We start from the raw sequence: 16606 nt of genomic DNA on the forward strand, positions 1-16606 counted from the left end.
CGCCGCAACGCGCTGGCCAGGTCGTCCGCGACGACGCGCAGAGCTCGCGCACGCGCGGAGTCTCCGACCGAGGCGGCCGGGTCGAACATGGCCGCTTCGGCGGTCCAGTCGGCGTCCTCGCCGACCAGCTCGTCGAGCCGGTGGGCCGAGCCGGGGCGCAGCGCCTCGGGCAGATGGTCACGAACCACGCACAATGCATGGCGCGGGCTCGGGGCGGCGGCGAATTCCACCGGGGCGTCGAAACCGTGGAACCGCACCCGATCTCGCGGCGCGCGGTCGGCATTGTGCGCTCGAAGCCATTGCAGCAGTTCGCGATTGCCCGGTATGCCGCCGAATCCGTGGCTGAATCCGGTCGCCAGGACGGTGTCGATATCGGTGCTCGCACCGGTCACATAGTCGTCGGCCACCGATGCGGACAGCGCGTCGGTCTCCAGTGCGATCGACCGGTATCCGCGCTCGACGAGGTGGGCGAGGATGTCGTTGCGCAGCAACGGAAACGCTTCGATCCCGTGCACCGGCTCGCCCAGTGCGAACAGCGCGGGCGGTTCGGCGCGGGCGGCGAGCACCTCGTCCAGGGTTCGGCCCAGACTCGCCGGATCGTCCAGTGGTCGGCCGATCGTGTGCAGTGCGGCGGCAGTGGACATGGAATACCCCTTCCCGAAAGACATCACCCTCGACGATATCGTTGAAGAATCGAGTGAGATTTCGGTGAAGTTCACTTGGTGATTTCGAGAGAAAAGCTCAATCGGAGGTGCGTTCTGCGACCCATCGACCTGGCCCGCGAGCACGGATTGTCCGCGCAGGCGATCCGCAATTACGACGAGGCGGGGATCCTTCCGGCGGCCGAACGCAGCGCCTCGGGCCACCGGCGCTACACCCCGGCGCACGCCCAGGCCCTGCGCGCATTCCTGGCCCTGCGCCGGGGGCACGGGCATCAGCAGGCGATGGAGATCATGTGCGCGATCAACCAGGGCCGCACCGAGTCCGCCTACCGGCTCATCGATGCCACGCACCTGGCGCTGGTCGCCGAACGCGATACCCGCACCGACGTCGCCTCGGCCCTGACCGCGCTGTCCGATACCGCACCGGCTCCGTTGCGCGGGCAGCCGCTGACCGTCGGTGAACTGGCCCGCCGACTCGGCGTGCACCCCGCGACGTTGCGCACCTGGGAGTCCCACGGCATCGTGCGCCCCGACCGCGACCGGGCGACGGGGTACCGCCGATACGGTCCGGACGGTGTGCGAGATGCGCAGATCGCACGGGAGTTGCGCCGCGGCGGATATCCGCTGCCGCAGGTCGCGCGGTTCCTGGATTCACTGCGCGAGGCCGGTGGGGCCGAACCGCTGCGCGTATTCCTCGATTCCTGGCAGGACCGGCTGACCTCCCGTGCCCGCGCCCTGCTGGCCGGCGCCGCCCAACTCGACGGCTACCTTGCCGTCCTGGATCACCACGGCGGAAGTTGAATGCTGTTGCCGCACAGTGGTTCCCGCACACCATCCGCCGGTGGGCCGCATCGCCTCGGGCACCGGACCCAGCAGCGCGGAATCCATTGACCGGAATCCGTCCGTGTCGGCGCGTCCATGGGATGGCTTGACCTTCACACTGTGACAACGACTCCAATGGGCGGCGAAGGAGGTGGTTGTCGTGAACACCATCCACGGCGAGCCGGATGCTCGCCTCATCGCCGCCCTCGCCCACGCCGAATCCTCGGTCCGGCTGCGCGCGGCGCTGTCGGCGGGAACGCTGGGCGACCCGCGTGTGGCGGAGGCCCTCGTCGCGCGGTGTGCGCTCGAACCGGATTTCTTCGTCCGGGACATGCTGACCTGGGCGTTGTGCCGGTTGCCGGCCGAGGTGACGGTGCCGAGGCTGCTCGCGGAGCTGGGGGCCGCGACAGCTCAGGCGCGCAGTCAGGCGCTGCACACCCTGTCCAAGATCGGAGACCGCGCCGCCTGGCCCGCGGTGTCGGGCTTGCTGCACGACTCGGACGACGAGGTCGCACTGAGCGCGTGGCGGGCCGCGGCGGCTCTGGTTCCGCCCGGGTCCGAGGGCTCGCTCGCCGCGGATCTGGCGGCCGCGCTCGGCCGCGGCGATCAGCCGGTGCAACTGGGCCTGAGCCGGGCGCTGGCCGCGCTCGGCGAGGCCGCGACACCGGTGCTCGCTGCCGCGGCGAATCATCGTGATCCCCGGGTCCGCGCTCATGCCGACGCCACCGAGCGGTTGCGCCGCGATCCCGGCAGCGGGTTCGAGCCCTCGCTCGAGCTGGCCCGGCGGGTGTACGTAACAGGTTCGGGCACATAGGGTTCCGGCACACGGGAGGAGGCGATGGGATGTTGATCGGAGAGGTGTCGCGGCGCTCGGGGGTCAGCACCCGCATGCTGCGCCACTACGACGCGCTGGGTCTGGTGACCCCGACCGGCCGCACCGTCGGCGGTTACCGCGAATACTCCGCGCAGGACATCCGTCGCCTGTTCCACGTCGAATGTCTCCGAACCCTGGGCCTGTCGCTGAACGAGGCCAAGCGGGCGATGGATGATCCCGATTTCGCGCCGGCCGCGCTGGTCGGCGAGCTGATCGAGCACACCCGGGCGCGGATCGCCGCCGAGCAGGAGCTGCTGCGCAATCTCGAGCGCATCGATGCCGCCGCCCCGGCGCAGTGGGGCGAGGTCACGAACATCGTCGCGCTGCTGCGCGGGCTGGAGTCGGAGTCCGGGAACCGTCGTCAGCAGGCGGTGCTGTCGCAGAACACGGCCGCCGCGCTGCCGGTGGCCGCGGTGGCGCAGGCGGCGCTGTCGGAGGAGGACCCGAATGTGGCTGGGGCACTGCGCTGGTCGCTGGCCCGCGCGGCCGGTGCCGGGTTGGCCGAGCTGGCCGTCGGTCTGGATGCGACGCAGGTCCAGGTCCGCCGCCGCGCGGTCCTGGCGATCGCGGCCGTGCCCACCGCCGAGGCGACCACGCTGCTGCGGCGGGCCCTCGACGACGCCGACACGACGGTCCGCGAACGCGCCGCGCTGGCCCTGGGCTCGCGGCAGGTGGCCGAGTCGATACCGGTCCTGCTGGAGATGATCGTCGCGGGCCGCTCCGACGTCGAGGCCGCGGAGGTCCTCGGATCGCTCGCCCGCGCCGACGACATCGTGCGAGCCATGCGAGACGAACTCGACGGCACCGCCGACCCCGCGACGCGGCTGCGAATCACGCAGGCGTTCGCGGAGATTCCCGGCGCCGCGGCCCGGGCGGCCCTGACCGATCTGACCGAGGATCACGATCGCACCGTCGCGGCGACCGCGGCGGCCATCGTCGGCGCCCGCGACCGCCGCCGACGCGGCAAGGGTTGAACGGATTCATCACGGCGACCGCTCTCGACACGACGCAGCCGTCGAACCGTGACCGGAGCCGGGTCGTCATGTCCGCTCGGCGCGACGATCGGCCGGATCCCGCCGAGCCGGGACGTTACCGCAGGCCATTCGGCACGGAGGGTGACGAGCGTTGATGGCGATGCAGCCGAATCTCCGATCACCCGCACAACCCTCAGCGCCCGCCGGGGTGTGCCCACGCTGTGCGTCAACGGGACTGACCAGGCGTCATCTCATCGATTTCGAGCATTCGCCGGGACCGCCGAGCTCGGTCCGCACCAGGTCCTGGGCGATCGGCGGCATGTACGGGTCACGATTCAGGAGTGGACGGCGGATTGGGCCCGTCGAGGGCCGCGGTGACCCAGGGGCGCAGGATCGTGTCGATCTGTTCCTCGGAAATATCCGTGAGCGCGTCGAGTTCGAGGAAGTGCCGGGCGATGGTCAGGCCCAGGATGCTGCTGACGGTCAGGGCGGCGCGGAGTTCGGCGTCGGGGCGGTTGTCGGCGCGGGCGAGGTTCTGGATACGTTCGCCGAGGAAATTGCGCATCGCGGCAGTTGCCTCGGGTGCGGTCAGCATGGATCGGGCCAGGGCGCGAGCCTCGGGCGGCGGGGTGTTCAGGCGGACGCCGAGGATGTCGAACAGGTGCTCGGCGACGTCTTGGGGGGTGCTCGAGGCGTCCAGCTCGTCGGTGCTGCCGCGATGCAATTGGGTGGCGACGGCGAACAGGTCGTTCTTCGAGCCGTAGTGCTGCAGGACCAGGGAGGGGTCGACTCCGGCGCGCCGGGCCACACCGCGCACGGTGGCGCGCTCGAGTCCGTATTCGCCGAATTCGGCCTGTGCGGCGCTGAGAATCCGTTGCGCGGTGGCCGCGCGCCGGGCCGCGCGTGTCGTCGGTTCGTCCACCCGGTCACTCTACAGCTGTTGAGCGAACCTGTTATGCTCACTCAACAGACGATGAGCGAAGGAGCGCGATGAGAGTCGTCACCATCGAGGAGCACTGGACCACCGAGGGCATCGACCGGGCGGTGCGTGCCCACGCACTCGATGCCAGCGTGGCCCTCAACGATCGGGGCGACATCCCCGAGCGGCTGTTCGACCTGGGCGCGGACCGGATCGCGGCGATGGACGCGGCGGGAGTGGATCTGCAGATCATCTCCCTGGCCCCGCCGGGGACCTACGGCCTGCCACCGGGCGAGGCGGTGGCGCTGTGCCGCGAGGCCAACGATCGCGCCGCGGACGCGGTCGCGCGTCATCCGGACCGATTCCGGACGATGACGACCTTGCCGATGTCCGATCCGGCCGCCGCGGTGGCCGAACTCGAACGGACCGCGACCTCGTCCGCGCACGTGGGCATCATGTCCTACGGCCGCTGCGGCGAGCGCCCGCTGGACGATCCCGCCTACGACGATCTGCTCGCCGCCGCGGCCGCACATGCTCGCCCGCTGTTCATCCATCCGCAGATCCCCCCGGACGCGGTGCGCGAGGCGTCCTATCGCGGGCTCGGCGAGACGCTCGATCTGGCGTTGGCGACCTTCGGCTGGGGCTGGCACGCCGAGGCCGGGCTCGCGGCGTTGCGGCTGATTCTCAGCGGCGCGTTCGACCGGCACCCGGATCTGCGGATCGTGCTGGGGCACTGGGGTGAGATGCTGCTGTTCTGGCTCGACCGGGTCGACAGCCTCTCCAATGTGGCCACGCATCTGAATCGCCGTGTCGCGGACTACATCCGGAGCAATGTGCACATCGCGACCAGCGGCATGCTGACCCCGCACCTGCTACGCCACGCTCTGGACTTCACCACCGCCGACCGGATCCTGCTGTCCGGGGACTATCCGTTCCACCGCCTCGGGGCAACGAGCGTGCCGGATTTCCTGGACACCGTCCCCGCCCCCGAGGATCGCCGAAAGATCGCCCACGCCAACGCCGATGCGCTCTACGGCCTCACCCCCGTATCCGCCCAACCGACCCCGTAAGCAGGTCTCTGGACTACCTCGCGCACACGGTCGCCCGGTAGGCGGGGACAACCGGTCCGATCGATCGCCGGATGCTGCGCTGCGGCCGGGCGCCGGATCGACGCCGGCTCGAGTGGGGGGCAAGCAAACCGAGGCGGCTGCCCCGAAGCGGCCCTGATCGTCACGAGCCTTGGCATAAGTTATCCGCGCGGGAAACACCGGCGGAAGGCGAACGAGAATGGACCGGGCAATGACGAATGCGGGGGTGGCCGGACGCAGGTATGTCGTGACCGGGTCGGCGTCGGGTATCGGTGCGGCGACCGCGGCGATTCTGCGCCGGCGTGGCGGGGAGGTCATCGGTTGCGACCTCGACGACGCCGATATCCGAGCCGACCTGTCCACGCCGGACGGCAGGCGGGCACTGGTCGAGCAGGTGCACGAATTCGGTTCCGTCGATGCGGTACTCGCGATCGCGGGCGGCGGCAGGACCGGCCTGATCGAGACGAACTACTTCGGCGCGGTCGCGACGCTGGAGGGCCTGCGGCCGCTGCTGGCGCAGAGTGACGCGCCGCGCGCCGTGGTCGTGTCGTCGACCTCGTCGCTCGCGCCCGCGGACGAGCTCGTGATGCGGGCATGTCTGGATGGTGACGAGGCCGCCGCCGTCACCGCCATCGCGGCGTCCCCGTCCGGCGGCGGCGAGGCCGGTGCTTATGGCGTCGCCAAGCGCGCACTCAATCGCTGGGTGCGCACGGCTGCCCCCAACATCCGAGTGGGCAGGGGCCGGTATCGCCCTCAACGCCGTCGCTTCCGGTGTCGTCGACACGCCCGCGGCCGCGTGGATCTTCGCGAGCGACGAGGTCCGCACCGCGGTGGAAACCGCTGCACCGCAACCGTTCGGCGGCTTTCCCGGGCGGCCGGAGTGGGTCGGTGAGCTCATCTGCTGGCTCGCCGGCGCGGACAACCGATTCGTGACCGGACAGGTCGTGTTCGCCGCCGGAGGTGCGGAGGCGGCGTTGATCGGGGATCTGCACTGGCGCTGAGGATCGATGCGGACAGTGCACCGACCGGATACGCGCGCCGGTCGGCAGCATCCGGCGCTACCGCGCGAGGATACGGGTCAGCAGGTGGTGTAGCAGGTGGGCGGGAGCGGGCGGGGCGGTGAGGATGCGCGCGGCGATGATCTGGTCCGGCCGGACCAGCAGCGCGCCGTCCGGTTCGATGCCCACGGTCTGGGCCCAGGGGCGGATCTCCTTGTGGGACAGCGGGATCACGTGGGAATCGATCCGGATGCCCAGGCGGTCCGCGGCGTCGGAGGCCGCGGCGATCCAGCGGTGGTTACCGGCGATGACGGTGCAGCGCGTGCCGATCAGGTCCAGGGTCGACGCGCCGCCGGGGAGGCGGTGGTGCGGCAGGCGCGAGCCGGGGGCGCCGTCCAGGTCGGCGAATACGTCCTCGGTGGAGGGCAGGTCCGGCTGCGGGTCGATCACCGCGGCCGAATCGTAGCGGTAGCCCAGGTGCACCACGGGTGCGTGCAGCGCACCGGCGGCCGCACGGCGTTCTGCGGCGGTGGGATCCCAGTGCAGTATCGGGTCGGCGAGCCGGATCATGGCCTGCGCCAGGGTCATTGCCGCGACCGGGCGTCGTTCGGCATCGTAGGTGTCCAGCAGGGCGGGCCCGGCGTCGCCGCGTAGCACCGCCGCCAGTTTCCAAGCCAGATTGTGCGCATCGGCCACCCCGGTGTTCAGGCCGAACGCCCCGATCGGCGGGACGGTGTGCGCGGCATCGCCGGCGAGGAACACTCGCCCCTGCCCGAACCGGTCGGCGAGATGCCCGCGCGGCCGCCACGGCAGCGCACTGACGATCTCCACCGGCAGCGCATCGTCGCCGACCGCGGCGCGGATCAGCTCACGACAGTGTTCATCGGTGAAATGTGCTGCCGCATCGGACATCTCGTCGGCGCGGGCATGGAAGATCCATTCCTTCTCCCCATCGACGGTCACCAGCAGTCCGGGCGCGTCGGGATTGGTGATGGTGCAGTTCACGAAGTGGCGGCCACCGGTGTAGCGGGTCAGATCGGCGCGGAACAGGATGCTCACGGTCGGCTCGCCCAATGCGCCGGGCCCGCTGACGCCGATGCCGAGCCGCTCGCGCACAGTACTGCGCACCCCGTCGGCGGCGATCAGGTAGTCCGCGGCGATGACCTCGCCGGTGTCGAGCGTGACGCTCACTCCCCCGGATTCGATCGCGCACTCGCGCACCCGCGCCGAGAACCGCACGCGCGCACCGCCGTCGCGGGCCGCGGGCAGCAGCACCGAGTCCAAGCGGTGCTGCGGGCAGACCCCCCGCACCCGCGCCGGACTGGGATCGCCTTGGCTCCAAGCGCTTCCGAGGGCCATCCCTGGTGCGGCCGCGGACAGGTCCGCCGAGGCCAGGGTGTGCATCGTCAGCTTCACCGCCCCGCCCGCGGACATGTCGACCGCGACGTCGTCGACCGCCTGTTCGAGTCCGGCCTGGCGCAGGAATTCCATGGTGCGCGGCCCGATCCCGGTCGCCCGCGGATGCACCGAGATGCCGGGCTGCTGTTCGAGCACCAGCGGTGTCACCCCGTGGCGGGTCAGGAACACCGCGGCGGCCAGCCCGACGCTGCCGCCGCCCACGATGAGTACTCTCCGATCAGACATGACCACCCCTTACGGCTACAGTGTTCGCGTGTGGATACACTGTAGCCATAAGGATGGCCGCCCGGCCACCCACCGGTAAGGAGGATTTCCCGATGCCCGAGGACGAGCCGATCCTGGTGTGGATGCGCGAACCGCGCGCTCCGCGACGGCAGGGTCCGGGTATCGACCTGATCGTCGGCACGGCCGTCGCCATCGCCGACGCCGACGGGCTCGAGGCGGTGTCGATGCGGCGCGTGGCCGCGGACCTGGGTTCGGGCACCGCGTCGCTGTACCGCTCCCTGACCGGTCGCGACGACCTGATCGACCTGATGATCGACCGGGTGCGCGGCGAACACGCCTTACCCGAGCGGACCGGAGACTGGCGCGCGGACCTGACCGCGCTGGCACACCATCTGCGCGCGACGCTGCTGCGGCATCCGTGGCTGGGCCCGCAGATCGCCGGACGTCCCGCGCTGGGCCCGAATTCGCTGCGCGAACAGGAATTCGCCCTCGCCGCGGCCGCCGGACTCACCCCCGACATCGCCCGCGTCACCCACATCGTCGACGCCGTGGGCGCCTATATCTTCGGCGCGACCACCCGGCAGATCGCCGAGCAGCGCGCGCACCGCCACACGGGCCTGAGTGAGGATCAATGGCGTGAGGCCGTCGCCCCCTACATCCGCACCGTCCTGGCCGCGGGCGAGCATCCCCACCTGTCCCGACGCATCCACCAGGACACCGACCCCACTCCCGAGGACACCTTCGCCTTCGGCCTGACCGCCCTGCTGGACGGCATCGCCCACGCCAACCGCGACGCCCCCGGTAGAGTTTGACGATCGAGGGAGCCATGCGCGGTCTCGTCGTGTCCCAGCGGAGACCGATAATCTCGACCCGCTCGCATCCTGATCAACACGGCCGCCCGACGTGCCGCGGACTGGTTCAGCCGAAACCCCAGTGCCGCACTGGCGTTCGCTTACGGGGCGATGACCGGTATCGGCAGGCGTGGGCCATGGTCCTGGCGACACGGCACGGCCCGTGGTTGGTCGGTGCGCTCGCCCAGCCAGCCGAACCCTGTTGCCGTGCATAACTTTCCATCGCCTCCGCGACGCCCTCACGGGCGATGGCGCTGTGCATCGGGTGCAATCGCAGCCGATGCCGCCGTGGCCCACCGCACGCGATGCCGCACATCGGCCCCCGGACTCACCCGCTGATCGGATGCACCTGCAGCTCACAGCCGTTGATGCCGACCTGAACCGTATGGGTGTCGGTGGTGTTGGGCGGGGTCACCAGCAGGGTCGAGTACATGGTGCATTCGCCGCCGTCGGGTCCCATCGCGATGGCCTCCACGATCGCGTGCGCCGGACTGCCGGACCGCACGGTCACCAGGTTTCCCGCGCCCGGACCGCCCATGTATCCCTTCGGGGTGCGCGCGGCGTGGACGACCGGTCCGCCCGCACCGGTGTCCACGCCCGGGTAGCCCTGCAGCGTGCACGGCGCGGCCCCCGCTGCCAGCGCGAAGCTCAGTTGCACGCCGCGATGCATCACCGCCGCACCCAGACTCTGTCCGCTGATCACCAACTGCCCGCCCGCGCACGGCGCGATCGCCGCCGGGGTCGCCGAAGCACGCACCGCCCCACCGGGATCGGCCGCGGCGGACGAATCACCACCGGATGTGGCAGCGACACTGGTTACCGTGCCGGGCCCGCCCGTGCTCGTGCCGCTCGCGCTCGTCTCGGCCGCCGCGGCCCCGGTCGTGGCGGACGAACATCCCGCCACCGCACCGAGTGCACCGCAGACCATCGCCACCGCGAAAATCCTCGTCCTGCTCACCATCGTCATTTCCTCTCGTCCACGGTGATCGCCTCGAGCAGCGCCCCGCGAGCCTCGCGACCTTCCGGTGTGCGCCACGGGCCGCTGGCCAGCCCGCACCGGCCCTGCGGAGCGCCGTCTATGGGAATCCGGTTGACGCGCACGATGATCGGCGCATCGAAGGCCGCACGAGTGATATCCATGTCGGGGTCCGGGGTGTTATCCAGTTTGGTCGGAATCAGCGTGGTGTGGTGGATGACGGCCATGCTCTCGACGGTACGACGTGCACCGGAATCCTTCGGCGCGGCAACGCACGCGGGTCAGGACTGCGAGCGCAGCAGCCCCTGCACGCCGACGTGCTCGGGGACGGCTTCGGGCCGGGCGATGCGAGTGGCGATGCGGATCTCGCTGAGTCCCAACAGGATCAGGCATACCCCGGCCAGCACCGCGAGGGCGTCGAGGGTGTCGATGGGCCAGGTGACCACCGCGAGTCCGGCCAGCAGGGTGAGCAGCCCGGCGATCTCCTGGCGGCCGGCGCCGGGCAGCTGGTCCGACCAGACCGCCACAGTCGCTTGGACGATGCCGCGGATCACCCAGCCCAGCCCGAGCCACAGCGCGACCAGCGACGCCCAGTCCCCGCTGCGCAGGCACCACATCGCCAGCAGCACCGCCACCAGCGCGGTGCCGAACTCCACGATCTTGAGTCCGGGGCGGATGCGTCCGCGGAACGCGAGCACCATCTGCCAGGCCGCGGTCAGCATCATGGCCACGGCGAACAATAGCTCGGACATCGTGACGGACTTGTTGGGCCACACCATCATCACCACCCCCAGCCCCACCGATGCACAGCCGATCGCCAACGCCGCCTGCCAGGCCTCACCGATGAAGACATCGGTGCGCCCGGCCACTCTGAAGGTGGGCATAGCGACATCGTATGAGCACCATCGGCGTGTTGCCTAATATTTGCGTGATCATCGTCCGAGTTGTCGGTAATGCGATGGATATCAGGAAAATCACGACGACATTGCAGTCGCCACACGATTGCTCACATCGGCTGCGGAATGCCGTGCACCGGAGGGCCCGATCCGCGGCGACAGTCCGGCCCCATGGAACGTACCGTGGTAGTCGACACGCGGCGATCGTCCCGTCGCGGGGGCGTCCCAGAGGAAGGCATGAGCTGGTGAGCACCGCATATCCCCCCGGCCCGCGGCTGCCGCGGATAGCGCAGACGCTGTTGTACGCGACCGCGCGACCGCGGCTGCTCACCGCGATGTGCGCCCGCTACGGCGAGGTGTTCACCCTGCGCCTGCTGCCCCCGTACGCCGAGCATCTGGTGGTGTTCTCCCGGCCCGAGCACATCCGGGAGGTGTTCGCCGGTGATCCGGCCGATATGCATGCCGGAGAAGGCAATCGGGTGCTGGGCGCGGTCATGGGTGAGCATTCGGTGCTGCTGACCGACGAGGCCGAGCACGCGCGGGCGCGCCGACTGCTGATGCCCGCCTTCGCCGCCTCGGCGTTGCGGGGATATCGCGGACTGGTCGAACAGATCGCCACCGAACATGTGGACTCCTGGACGCCGGGCGCCGCCCTGCACACCCTGGACCGGATGAACGATCTCACCCTCGAGGTGATCATGCGGGTGGTGTTCGGGGTGAGCGATCCGCGCCGGCGTGAGCTGTTCGCGCCGCGGTTGCGCCGCATCGTGAACATCAACCCGCTCATGCTGTTCGGCGGAATCTGGCCGCGTCTGCAGACGCTGGGCCCGTGGCGGCGTATGCGCGAGAACCAGGATGCGTTGAGCGAGTTGCTGTACGGCGAGATCGCGCGTCGTCGCGCCGATCCCGATCCCGGTGGCGCGGACGTTCTCTCGCGGCTGCTGGCCGTGGGGTCCGGCGACGATGCCACCGACGTTCCGCTCTCGGACGCGGAGCTGCGCGATCAGCTCGTGACGTTGCTGCTGGCCGGGCACGAGACCACGGCTTCGGCGCTGTCGTGGGCGTTTCACGAGCTGGCCGCGGATCCGCTCGTGCAGGAGCGCGCGTACCGGGCCGTGCTCGACGGCGACGACAAATACGTCGAGGCGGTGCTGAAGGAGGCGATGCGCCGACGCACGGTGATCGGCGGGGCGGGCCGGAAACTGACCCGCGAGATGACGATCGGCGGCTGGCGCCTGCCGGGCGGGACCGTGGTGTCGACCTCGATCCTGCTGGCGCACCGCAACGCGGACCGCCACCCCGATCCCGAGCGGTTCTCCCCGGAACGCTTCCTGGACGGCGCTCTCGCACCGAACACGTGGTTGCCGTTCGGCGGCGGGGTGCGCCGCTGCATCGGGGCGGGCTTCTCGCTGATGGAGGGCACAGTGGTACTGCGCGAAGTGCTCTCGCGTTACACCCTGTCCCTGCCACCGGGCGTGCACGGCGAACGCGTCCGCATCCGCAACATCACCCACGTCCCCGCGGGCGGTGCGCGGGTGGTGCTCACCGCCCGTCCGCGCGAGGACGCCCCCGTGGATCCGGTGTGCGAGGTCTCCCCGACCCGCACCTAGTCCGGCGATCGCGCGTCGTGCGTGATCGCACCGGCTGCATCGATGCATCGACCGCGTACCGGAAACGATTGCGGTCCAGCGAATCCCGTCATGGGCACGCTGCCGGTCGGCAGTGATCCGGACCGGTCACGTCCTCGACTCTGCGCGCCGCGGCGCACCGGCCATGCCATGAGGTCACCGGATCGTTCTGCCACCACCGGAAGCTCTGCCGTGCGGAACACCGCGATTGCGCCGCGGACCTGCGCCGGGTCGCACCGATTCGATCCGGACTCCGAAGGATCCGACCGGCGGAGTGGATAGCACCGCGGAAACTCGTGCCCTCCAGTCGCTCGGCGCCCACAATCGTGAACTGACTCAGGCGGTTTGCTCGGCTGCGGTGAGCAGACCGAGCAGACTGCGCGGCGTGTTCTCCCCGAAGCAACGTTCGAAGTCCCTGGCGGCCTCGAGCGCTTCCTCGGCGCTGCGGGTGAACAGGGCCTGCTCGTAGATGTCGAGTGCGGCGTCGAGATCCTCGGGGTGCTCGGCGATGACGCGACCGAGTTCGGCCGCGTCGTACAGGGCCAGGTTCGCGCCCTCGCCGTTGGGCGGGGACAGGTGTGCGGCGTCTCCGAGCAGGGTCACTCCCGCGACCCGTGCCCAGCGGTGCTCGATCGGCAGCGCGAACAGCGGGCGCAGCACCGGCGTGGTGTCGCTGTCGGTTATCAGCGCGGTGAGTTCGGGTGCCCAGCCGTGGAATTGGCTTGCGATCCGCTCGGTCGCGGCGGGATCGGTGACGTCGATCTCGGCGAACCATTCCTGCGCTTTCGCGAGCGCCACGTAGGCGTGCAGGGTTCCGCCGCTCTCCCGATGCGCCTGGATGGACTTTCCTGGTACGGGGGCCATGAGCGCTCCGTCGCCGACCGCGGCGGCCGCGGCCGGATGCCGGGTGTCCGCGTCGAACAGATAGGTCTCCACGAAGGTGGTGCCGATGTATTCGGGGGTGGCCGCGGACAGCAGCGAACGCACCCGCGACCATGCGCCGTCCGCGCCGACGAGCAGGCCGGTCAGGATGCTCGAGCCGTCGGCGAAGCGCACCTCGTGACGGCCCTGTCCCGCCGCGCGCACGCCGGTGACCTTGTGCCCCCACCGCACGGTGCCCTCCGGCAGCGAGTCCAGCAGCAGTCGGCGCAGATCCCCGCGCTGTACCTCGGGGCGGGTGCCGGTGCCGTCGTCGGGTTCGTCCAGCAGGACCGTACCGTCCGGGGTCAGCACCCGCAGCGCCTCACGTCCTTCCAGCACCAGGTCGCGGAACTGCTCGAGCAGTCCCGCCGCGGCGAGGGCGGGCTGGCCGTTGTGTTCGTGGATATCGAGCATTCCGCCCTGGGTGCGCGCCGCGGATGAGGGGTCGGCCTCGTAGACCGTGGCGGCGATGCCGTGGACGTGCAGCACGCGCGCGAGGGTCAGGCCGCCGAGTCCGGCGCCGATGATGGTGATCGGTGTGCTCATCGTGGGCTCCTATCGCGATGCGGCCGCTCGGAGGTCGATCCGAGCGGCCCCGTCTGGTATGCCGTTCCATGATTGGAACGCCATTCCATGCTGGAACAACGCTCCAGGCATGTCAAGATGGGGTATGGCCACGCGCACTCCCCGATCACCGCGCCGCACCGAGGCACTCTCTCGTGAGCGCATCGTCGCGGCCGCGATCGAGTTGCTCGACACCGCAGGTGAGACCGGGCTGACATTCCGGGCGCTGACCGAACGCCTGGCCACCGGTCCCGGCGCGATCTACTGGCATGTGGCGAACAAGGGCGAGCTCCTGGCCGCGGCCACCGACGCGGTCGTGACCGCCGCCCTGTCCCGCGAACCCGCTCGATCACCCTGCACGCCGCGCGAACGGATCCACGCGGTGGCGCTGGGCCTTTTCGACGCGATCGACGAACACGCTTGGCTGGCAACACAATTGGCCACCCAGCTGTCCCGAAGCCCCGCGAGCTCCCTCGCGCCGCGCCTGTTCGAAAGCCTGGGCCGCGAGATCAGCGCCCTGGGCGTACCAGAGCCCGCGTGGTTCACCGCGACCTCCGCGCTGATGAACTACATCCTGGGCGCGGCCGGCCAGAACGCCACCAACGGCCGCGCCACCACCGGCTCGAACCGCCCCGATTTCCTGGACACCGTCGCGACCACCTGGGAGAACCTCGATCCCGAGGACTACCCGTTCACCCGCGCGGTCGCCCGCCAGCTGCGCGGACACGACGACCGCGAGCAATTCCTCGACGGCCTGGATCTGATCCTGTCCGGCATCACCACCGTGCATCCCCCCGGCCGCGACGGGTAGCCGCGGCCCTACTCCCGCAGCAGATCGATCACCTTGGTCTCGCCGAGTTCGCCGTGCCCCGCGGCGACCAGACGGGTGAAGATGTCCAGGGCGGTGTGGCCCAGGGCAGCGTGGGTGCCCAGCGCGTCGGCGGCTGCCACGCCCAGGCGGGTGTCCTTCAGGCGCAGGGCGGCGGTGAAGCTGATGTCGCGCTCGTGTGCGTCGTCCAGGATCAGCCGGGCGACACGGACCACGGTGGGACTGGCCGCGCCACCGCGCGAAAGCGTGTCGACCACCGTGGGCAGGTCCAGTCCGGCCAGTTCGGCGGTGCGCAGGGCCTCAGCGGTGGCGGCGATCTGGATCGAGCCGAGCAGGTTCTGCATCAGCTTGTAGGAGGTGCCCGCACCCACCTCACCGAAGCGAACGATGCTGGTGCACAACGGTTCCAGCAGCGGGCGGGCCGCGTCGAGGTGGGCCGGGTCCGCGCCGACGAACAGGGTCAGCGCACCGGCGGCGGCCGCCGCGGGCAACCCGGTCACCGGGGCGTCCAGATACCGGAGCCCACGTTCGGCGGCGCGCCCGGACAGGGCGAGCACATGCGGGCGGGAGATGGTGGAGCATTCCACCGCGAACGCGCCGGGTGCGGGCGAACCGGCCAGCGCACCGTCCGAGCCGAGCCACACCGCCCGCGAGGCCGGGTCGTCGGCGACCATGGCGATGATCATCGCCGCGTCCCGGACCGCCTCGCGCGGGGTGGGCGCAGCGATCGCGCCGCGCGCCACGAGCGATTCGATCCGCTCGGGGGTCCGGTTGAACACGTGGACCTCGTGTCCGGCGTCGACCATCCGCGCCGCCATCCCGGAACCCATCCGCCCCAGCCCCAGCCACGCGATCCTCGCCATGCCCCGACCCTACCGAGCATCGGGAGACACTGAACATCACCGTGTTCCACGTACCTCCACAGCTGCCCCGTGCCGCCGGCCGATCCGGCCTCCGCGCACGAAAGGTCCACCCGCAGAGCCGATTCCACTCTTTCCGGTTCGGATCTGCTGCGGCTCTGAGGTCCCCGTGCCCCTGATACCCGGGCCGTGCGACTGCGAACATTGTCCATGAGGCGCCCGGCCGCACCGCCAGGCGCGCATCCCCGGGGCCCGCGGGCAGCCTCAGCGCGACGCTTTGCGTCCCAGGAGATGGAACACGCGGCTCATCGCGCGGTACGGGTCTCGCAGGCTGGCTTCGTATTCGACCGCGATCGTGTCCGCGACCCGGTCGGTGTCGTGCACATCCAGTGTGACTCCGCTGAATTCGAGCCAGTCCACGAACAGCCACACCCCGTACCAGCGCACCGGATCCACGCCGTGGCCGCGCAGCAGGTCGCCGAGTTCCTCGGGGGTGTCCGCGCGGCCGGGCAGTCCCAGCACGACCCCGTGCCGGTCGTCGAAGGCCGCGAGCGCGTCGCGCCAGCGTTGCTCGAGGGCCGGTTGGACCGCGGTGGTGTGGGCGTTGGCGGTCATGATCGAGACGATCCCACCCTCGGCCGCGCATCGGCACAGCTGTTCGACGAACGGTTCGGGCCGGTCGAGATAACCGAGGACGCCGTGGCACAGCACCGCGTCGAACCGTTCGCCGTGCACCGCCTCCTCGGCGTGCTCCCCCTGGGCCCGCAGGAAAGCAACTCGTGCGCGCACCTGCTCGGGCAGCGCGTCGAGGCGTTCGCGCGCCTTGTCCAGCATCGCCGGTGACGAATCCAGGATCGTCACCTGGTATCCGGCCTGGGCCAGCGGGAACGACTGATGTCCCGCCCCGCCTCCGACGTCCAGGATCCGTGCCGGGGCCGTGGGCAGATGTTCGAGCAGATGCCGGTGGATCACCGAGGTGCGCACCCGCCCTTTGACGGTGGCGTAGGCCCCGTCGGCGAAGCGATCGACCAGACCGGCCCACAGATCGTCGTTCATGGCGACCATCCTATAAATAAGTAGTTAGTAACCAGTAACATACT

The 16606-nt window shown here is 70.4% G+C and carries 17 protein-coding genes; 8 read left to right on the top strand and 9 right to left on the bottom strand.

What is annotated here, in order from left to right; translation table 11 throughout:
• A partial coding sequence (locus NM2_RS39970; protein ID WP_169816325.1) for an erythromycin esterase family protein occupies positions 1–644 on the bottom strand: 644 nt, incomplete at its 3' end.
• Positions 645–758: 114 nt separating this feature from the next.
• On the opposite strand from NM2_RS39970, the gene NM2_RS39975 reads away from it, so the two are divergent.
• From NM2_RS39975 to NM2_RS39985, 3 genes are all read left to right on the top strand, one after another.
• Positions 759–1463 (top strand): MerR family transcriptional regulator, encoded by a 705-nt coding sequence (locus tag NM2_RS39975; RefSeq protein WP_067681029.1) that lies wholly within the window; start codon positions 759–761, stop codon positions 1461–1463.
• A gap of 172 nt (positions 1464–1635) precedes the next feature.
• On the top strand, positions 1636–2298 hold the full coding sequence (locus NM2_RS39980; RefSeq protein WP_067680916.1) for a HEAT repeat domain-containing protein: 663 nt from the start codon (positions 1636–1638) through the stop codon (positions 2296–2298).
• A 29-nt stretch (positions 2299–2327) separates the two neighbouring features.
• Positions 2328–3332: a MerR family transcriptional regulator gene (locus NM2_RS39985; RefSeq protein WP_067680918.1), complete on the top strand. Its 1005-nt coding sequence runs from the start codon at positions 2328–2330 to the stop codon at positions 3330–3332.
• 328 nt (positions 3333–3660) lie between these two features.
• Here NM2_RS39985 and NM2_RS39990 read toward each other — a convergent pair whose 3' ends face one another.
• Positions 3661–4254 (bottom strand): TetR/AcrR family transcriptional regulator, encoded by a 594-nt coding sequence (locus NM2_RS39990; RefSeq protein WP_067680922.1) that lies wholly within the window; start codon positions 4252–4254, stop codon positions 3661–3663.
• A gap of 68 nt (positions 4255–4322) precedes the next feature.
• Between NM2_RS39990 and NM2_RS39995 the strand changes: the two genes are divergently transcribed.
• Together NM2_RS39995 and NM2_RS52185 are read left to right on the top strand one after the other, a co-directional pair.
• Positions 4323–5321 carry an amidohydrolase family protein gene (locus tag NM2_RS39995; RefSeq protein ID WP_067680925.1) on the top strand — a complete coding sequence of 333 codons (999 nt, stop codon included), beginning with the start codon at positions 4323–4325 and terminating at the stop codon, positions 5319–5321.
• 689 nt (positions 5322–6010) lie between these two features.
• Positions 6011–6340 carry an SDR family oxidoreductase gene (locus tag NM2_RS52185; protein WP_245718457.1) on the top strand — a complete coding sequence of 110 codons (330 nt, stop codon included), beginning with the start codon at positions 6011–6013 and terminating at the stop codon, positions 6338–6340.
• Between the two features lie 57 nt (positions 6341–6397).
• Here NM2_RS52185 and NM2_RS40005 read toward each other — a convergent pair whose 3' ends face one another.
• Positions 6398–7981 carry an FAD-dependent monooxygenase gene (locus NM2_RS40005; RefSeq protein WP_067680928.1) on the bottom strand — a complete coding sequence of 528 codons (1584 nt, stop codon included), beginning with the start codon at positions 7979–7981 and terminating at the stop codon, positions 6398–6400.
• A gap of 92 nt (positions 7982–8073) precedes the next feature.
• On the opposite strand from NM2_RS40005, the gene NM2_RS40010 reads away from it, so the two are divergent.
• Positions 8074–8793, top strand: coding sequence for a TetR/AcrR family transcriptional regulator (locus NM2_RS40010; protein ID WP_084532047.1), 720 nt, complete (start codon positions 8074–8076; stop codon positions 8791–8793).
• A 367-nt stretch (positions 8794–9160) separates the two neighbouring features.
• Here NM2_RS40010 and NM2_RS48285 read toward each other — a convergent pair whose 3' ends face one another.
• Genes NM2_RS48285 through NM2_RS40025 form a run of 3 tightly spaced genes read right to left on the bottom strand, consistent with a single transcriptional unit; the run spans position 9161 to position 10692 of the window.
• Entirely contained in the window at positions 9161–9793 is a 633-nt protein-coding gene (locus NM2_RS48285) for a DUF4232 domain-containing protein (protein WP_245718458.1), read from the bottom strand.
• A gap of 2 nt (positions 9794–9795) precedes the next feature.
• The gene (locus NM2_RS40020; RefSeq protein ID WP_067680931.1) at positions 9796–10035 is read right to left on the bottom strand and encodes a hypothetical protein; all 240 of its coding nucleotides are present in this window, start codon (positions 10033–10035) and stop codon (positions 9796–9798) included.
• A gap of 54 nt (positions 10036–10089) precedes the next feature.
• Positions 10090–10692: a DUF308 domain-containing protein gene (locus NM2_RS40025; RefSeq protein ID WP_084532044.1), complete on the bottom strand. Its 603-nt coding sequence runs from the start codon at positions 10690–10692 to the stop codon at positions 10090–10092.
• A 257-nt stretch (positions 10693–10949) separates the two neighbouring features.
• Between NM2_RS40025 and NM2_RS40030 the strand changes: the two genes are divergently transcribed.
• Positions 10950–12314 (top strand): cytochrome P450, encoded by a 1365-nt coding sequence (locus NM2_RS40030; RefSeq protein WP_067680937.1) that lies wholly within the window; start codon positions 10950–10952, stop codon positions 12312–12314.
• 354 nt (positions 12315–12668) lie between these two features.
• Here NM2_RS40030 and NM2_RS40040 read toward each other — a convergent pair whose 3' ends face one another.
• Entirely contained in the window at positions 12669–13799 is a 1131-nt protein-coding gene (locus tag NM2_RS40040; RefSeq protein WP_067680943.1) for an FAD-dependent oxidoreductase, read from the bottom strand.
• 109 nt (positions 13800–13908) lie between these two features.
• On the opposite strand from NM2_RS40040, the gene NM2_RS40045 reads away from it, so the two are divergent.
• Positions 13909–14628, top strand: a complete 720-nt coding sequence (locus NM2_RS40045; RefSeq protein ID WP_218026086.1) for a TetR/AcrR family transcriptional regulator — start codon at positions 13909–13911, stop codon at positions 14626–14628.
• A gap of 8 nt (positions 14629–14636) precedes the next feature.
• On the opposite strand, the gene NM2_RS40050 is transcribed toward NM2_RS40045, so the two are convergent.
• Entirely contained in the window at positions 14637–15509 is an 873-nt protein-coding gene (locus NM2_RS40050; RefSeq protein WP_067680949.1) for an NAD(P)-dependent oxidoreductase, read from the bottom strand.
• 261 nt (positions 15510–15770) lie between these two features.
• The gene (locus NM2_RS40055; protein ID WP_067681040.1) at positions 15771–16562 is read right to left on the bottom strand and encodes a methyltransferase; all 792 of its coding nucleotides are present in this window, start codon (positions 16560–16562) and stop codon (positions 15771–15773) included.
• Positions 16563–16606: the final 44 nt, after the last annotated feature.

The organism is Nocardia miyunensis NBRC 108239 (assembly GCF_001613065.1).
Lineage (GTDB): Bacteria > Actinomycetota > Actinomycetes > Mycobacteriales > Mycobacteriaceae > Nocardia > Nocardia miyunensis.

What these genes read in the sequence shown, in the direction of transcription:
- NM2_RS40005 (WP_067680928.1), bottom strand. Translation starts at nt 7,981, where the DNA reads ATGTCTGATCGGAGAGTACTCATCGTGGGCGGCGGCAGCGTCGGGCTG.
- NM2_RS39995 (WP_067680925.1), top strand. Translation starts at nt 4,323, where the DNA reads ATGAGAGTCGTCACCATCGAGGAGCACTGGACCACCGAGGGCATCGAC.
- NM2_RS48285 (WP_245718458.1), bottom strand. Translation starts at nt 9,793, where the DNA reads ATGGTGAGCAGGACGAGGATTTTCGCGGTGGCGATGGTCTGCGGTGCA.
- NM2_RS40045 (WP_218026086.1), top strand. Translation starts at nt 13,909, where the DNA reads ATGTCAAGATGGGGTATGGCCACGCGCACTCCCCGATCACCGCGCCGC.
- NM2_RS40055 (WP_067681040.1), bottom strand. Translation starts at nt 16,562, where the DNA reads ATGAACGACGATCTGTGGGCCGGTCTGGTCGATCGCTTCGCCGACGGG.
- NM2_RS52185 (WP_245718457.1), top strand. Translation starts at nt 6,011, where the DNA reads ATGGCGTCGCCAAGCGCGCACTCAATCGCTGGGTGCGCACGGCTGCCC.
- NM2_RS40025 (WP_084532044.1), bottom strand. Translation starts at nt 10,692, where the DNA reads ATGCCCACCTTCAGAGTGGCCGGGCGCACCGATGTCTTCATCGGTGAG.
- NM2_RS40020 (WP_067680931.1), bottom strand. Translation starts at nt 10,035, where the DNA reads ATGGCCGTCATCCACCACACCACGCTGATTCCGACCAAACTGGATAAC.
- NM2_RS40010 (WP_084532047.1), top strand. Translation starts at nt 8,074, where the DNA reads ATGCCCGAGGACGAGCCGATCCTGGTGTGGATGCGCGAACCGCGCGCT.
- NM2_RS40050 (WP_067680949.1), bottom strand. Translation starts at nt 15,509, where the DNA reads ATGGCGAGGATCGCGTGGCTGGGGCTGGGGCGGATGGGTTCCGGGATG.
- NM2_RS40040 (WP_067680943.1), bottom strand. Translation starts at nt 13,799, where the DNA reads ATGAGCACACCGATCACCATCATCGGCGCCGGACTCGGCGGCCTGACC.
- NM2_RS39985 (WP_067680918.1), top strand. Translation starts at nt 2,328, where the DNA reads ATGTTGATCGGAGAGGTGTCGCGGCGCTCGGGGGTCAGCACCCGCATG.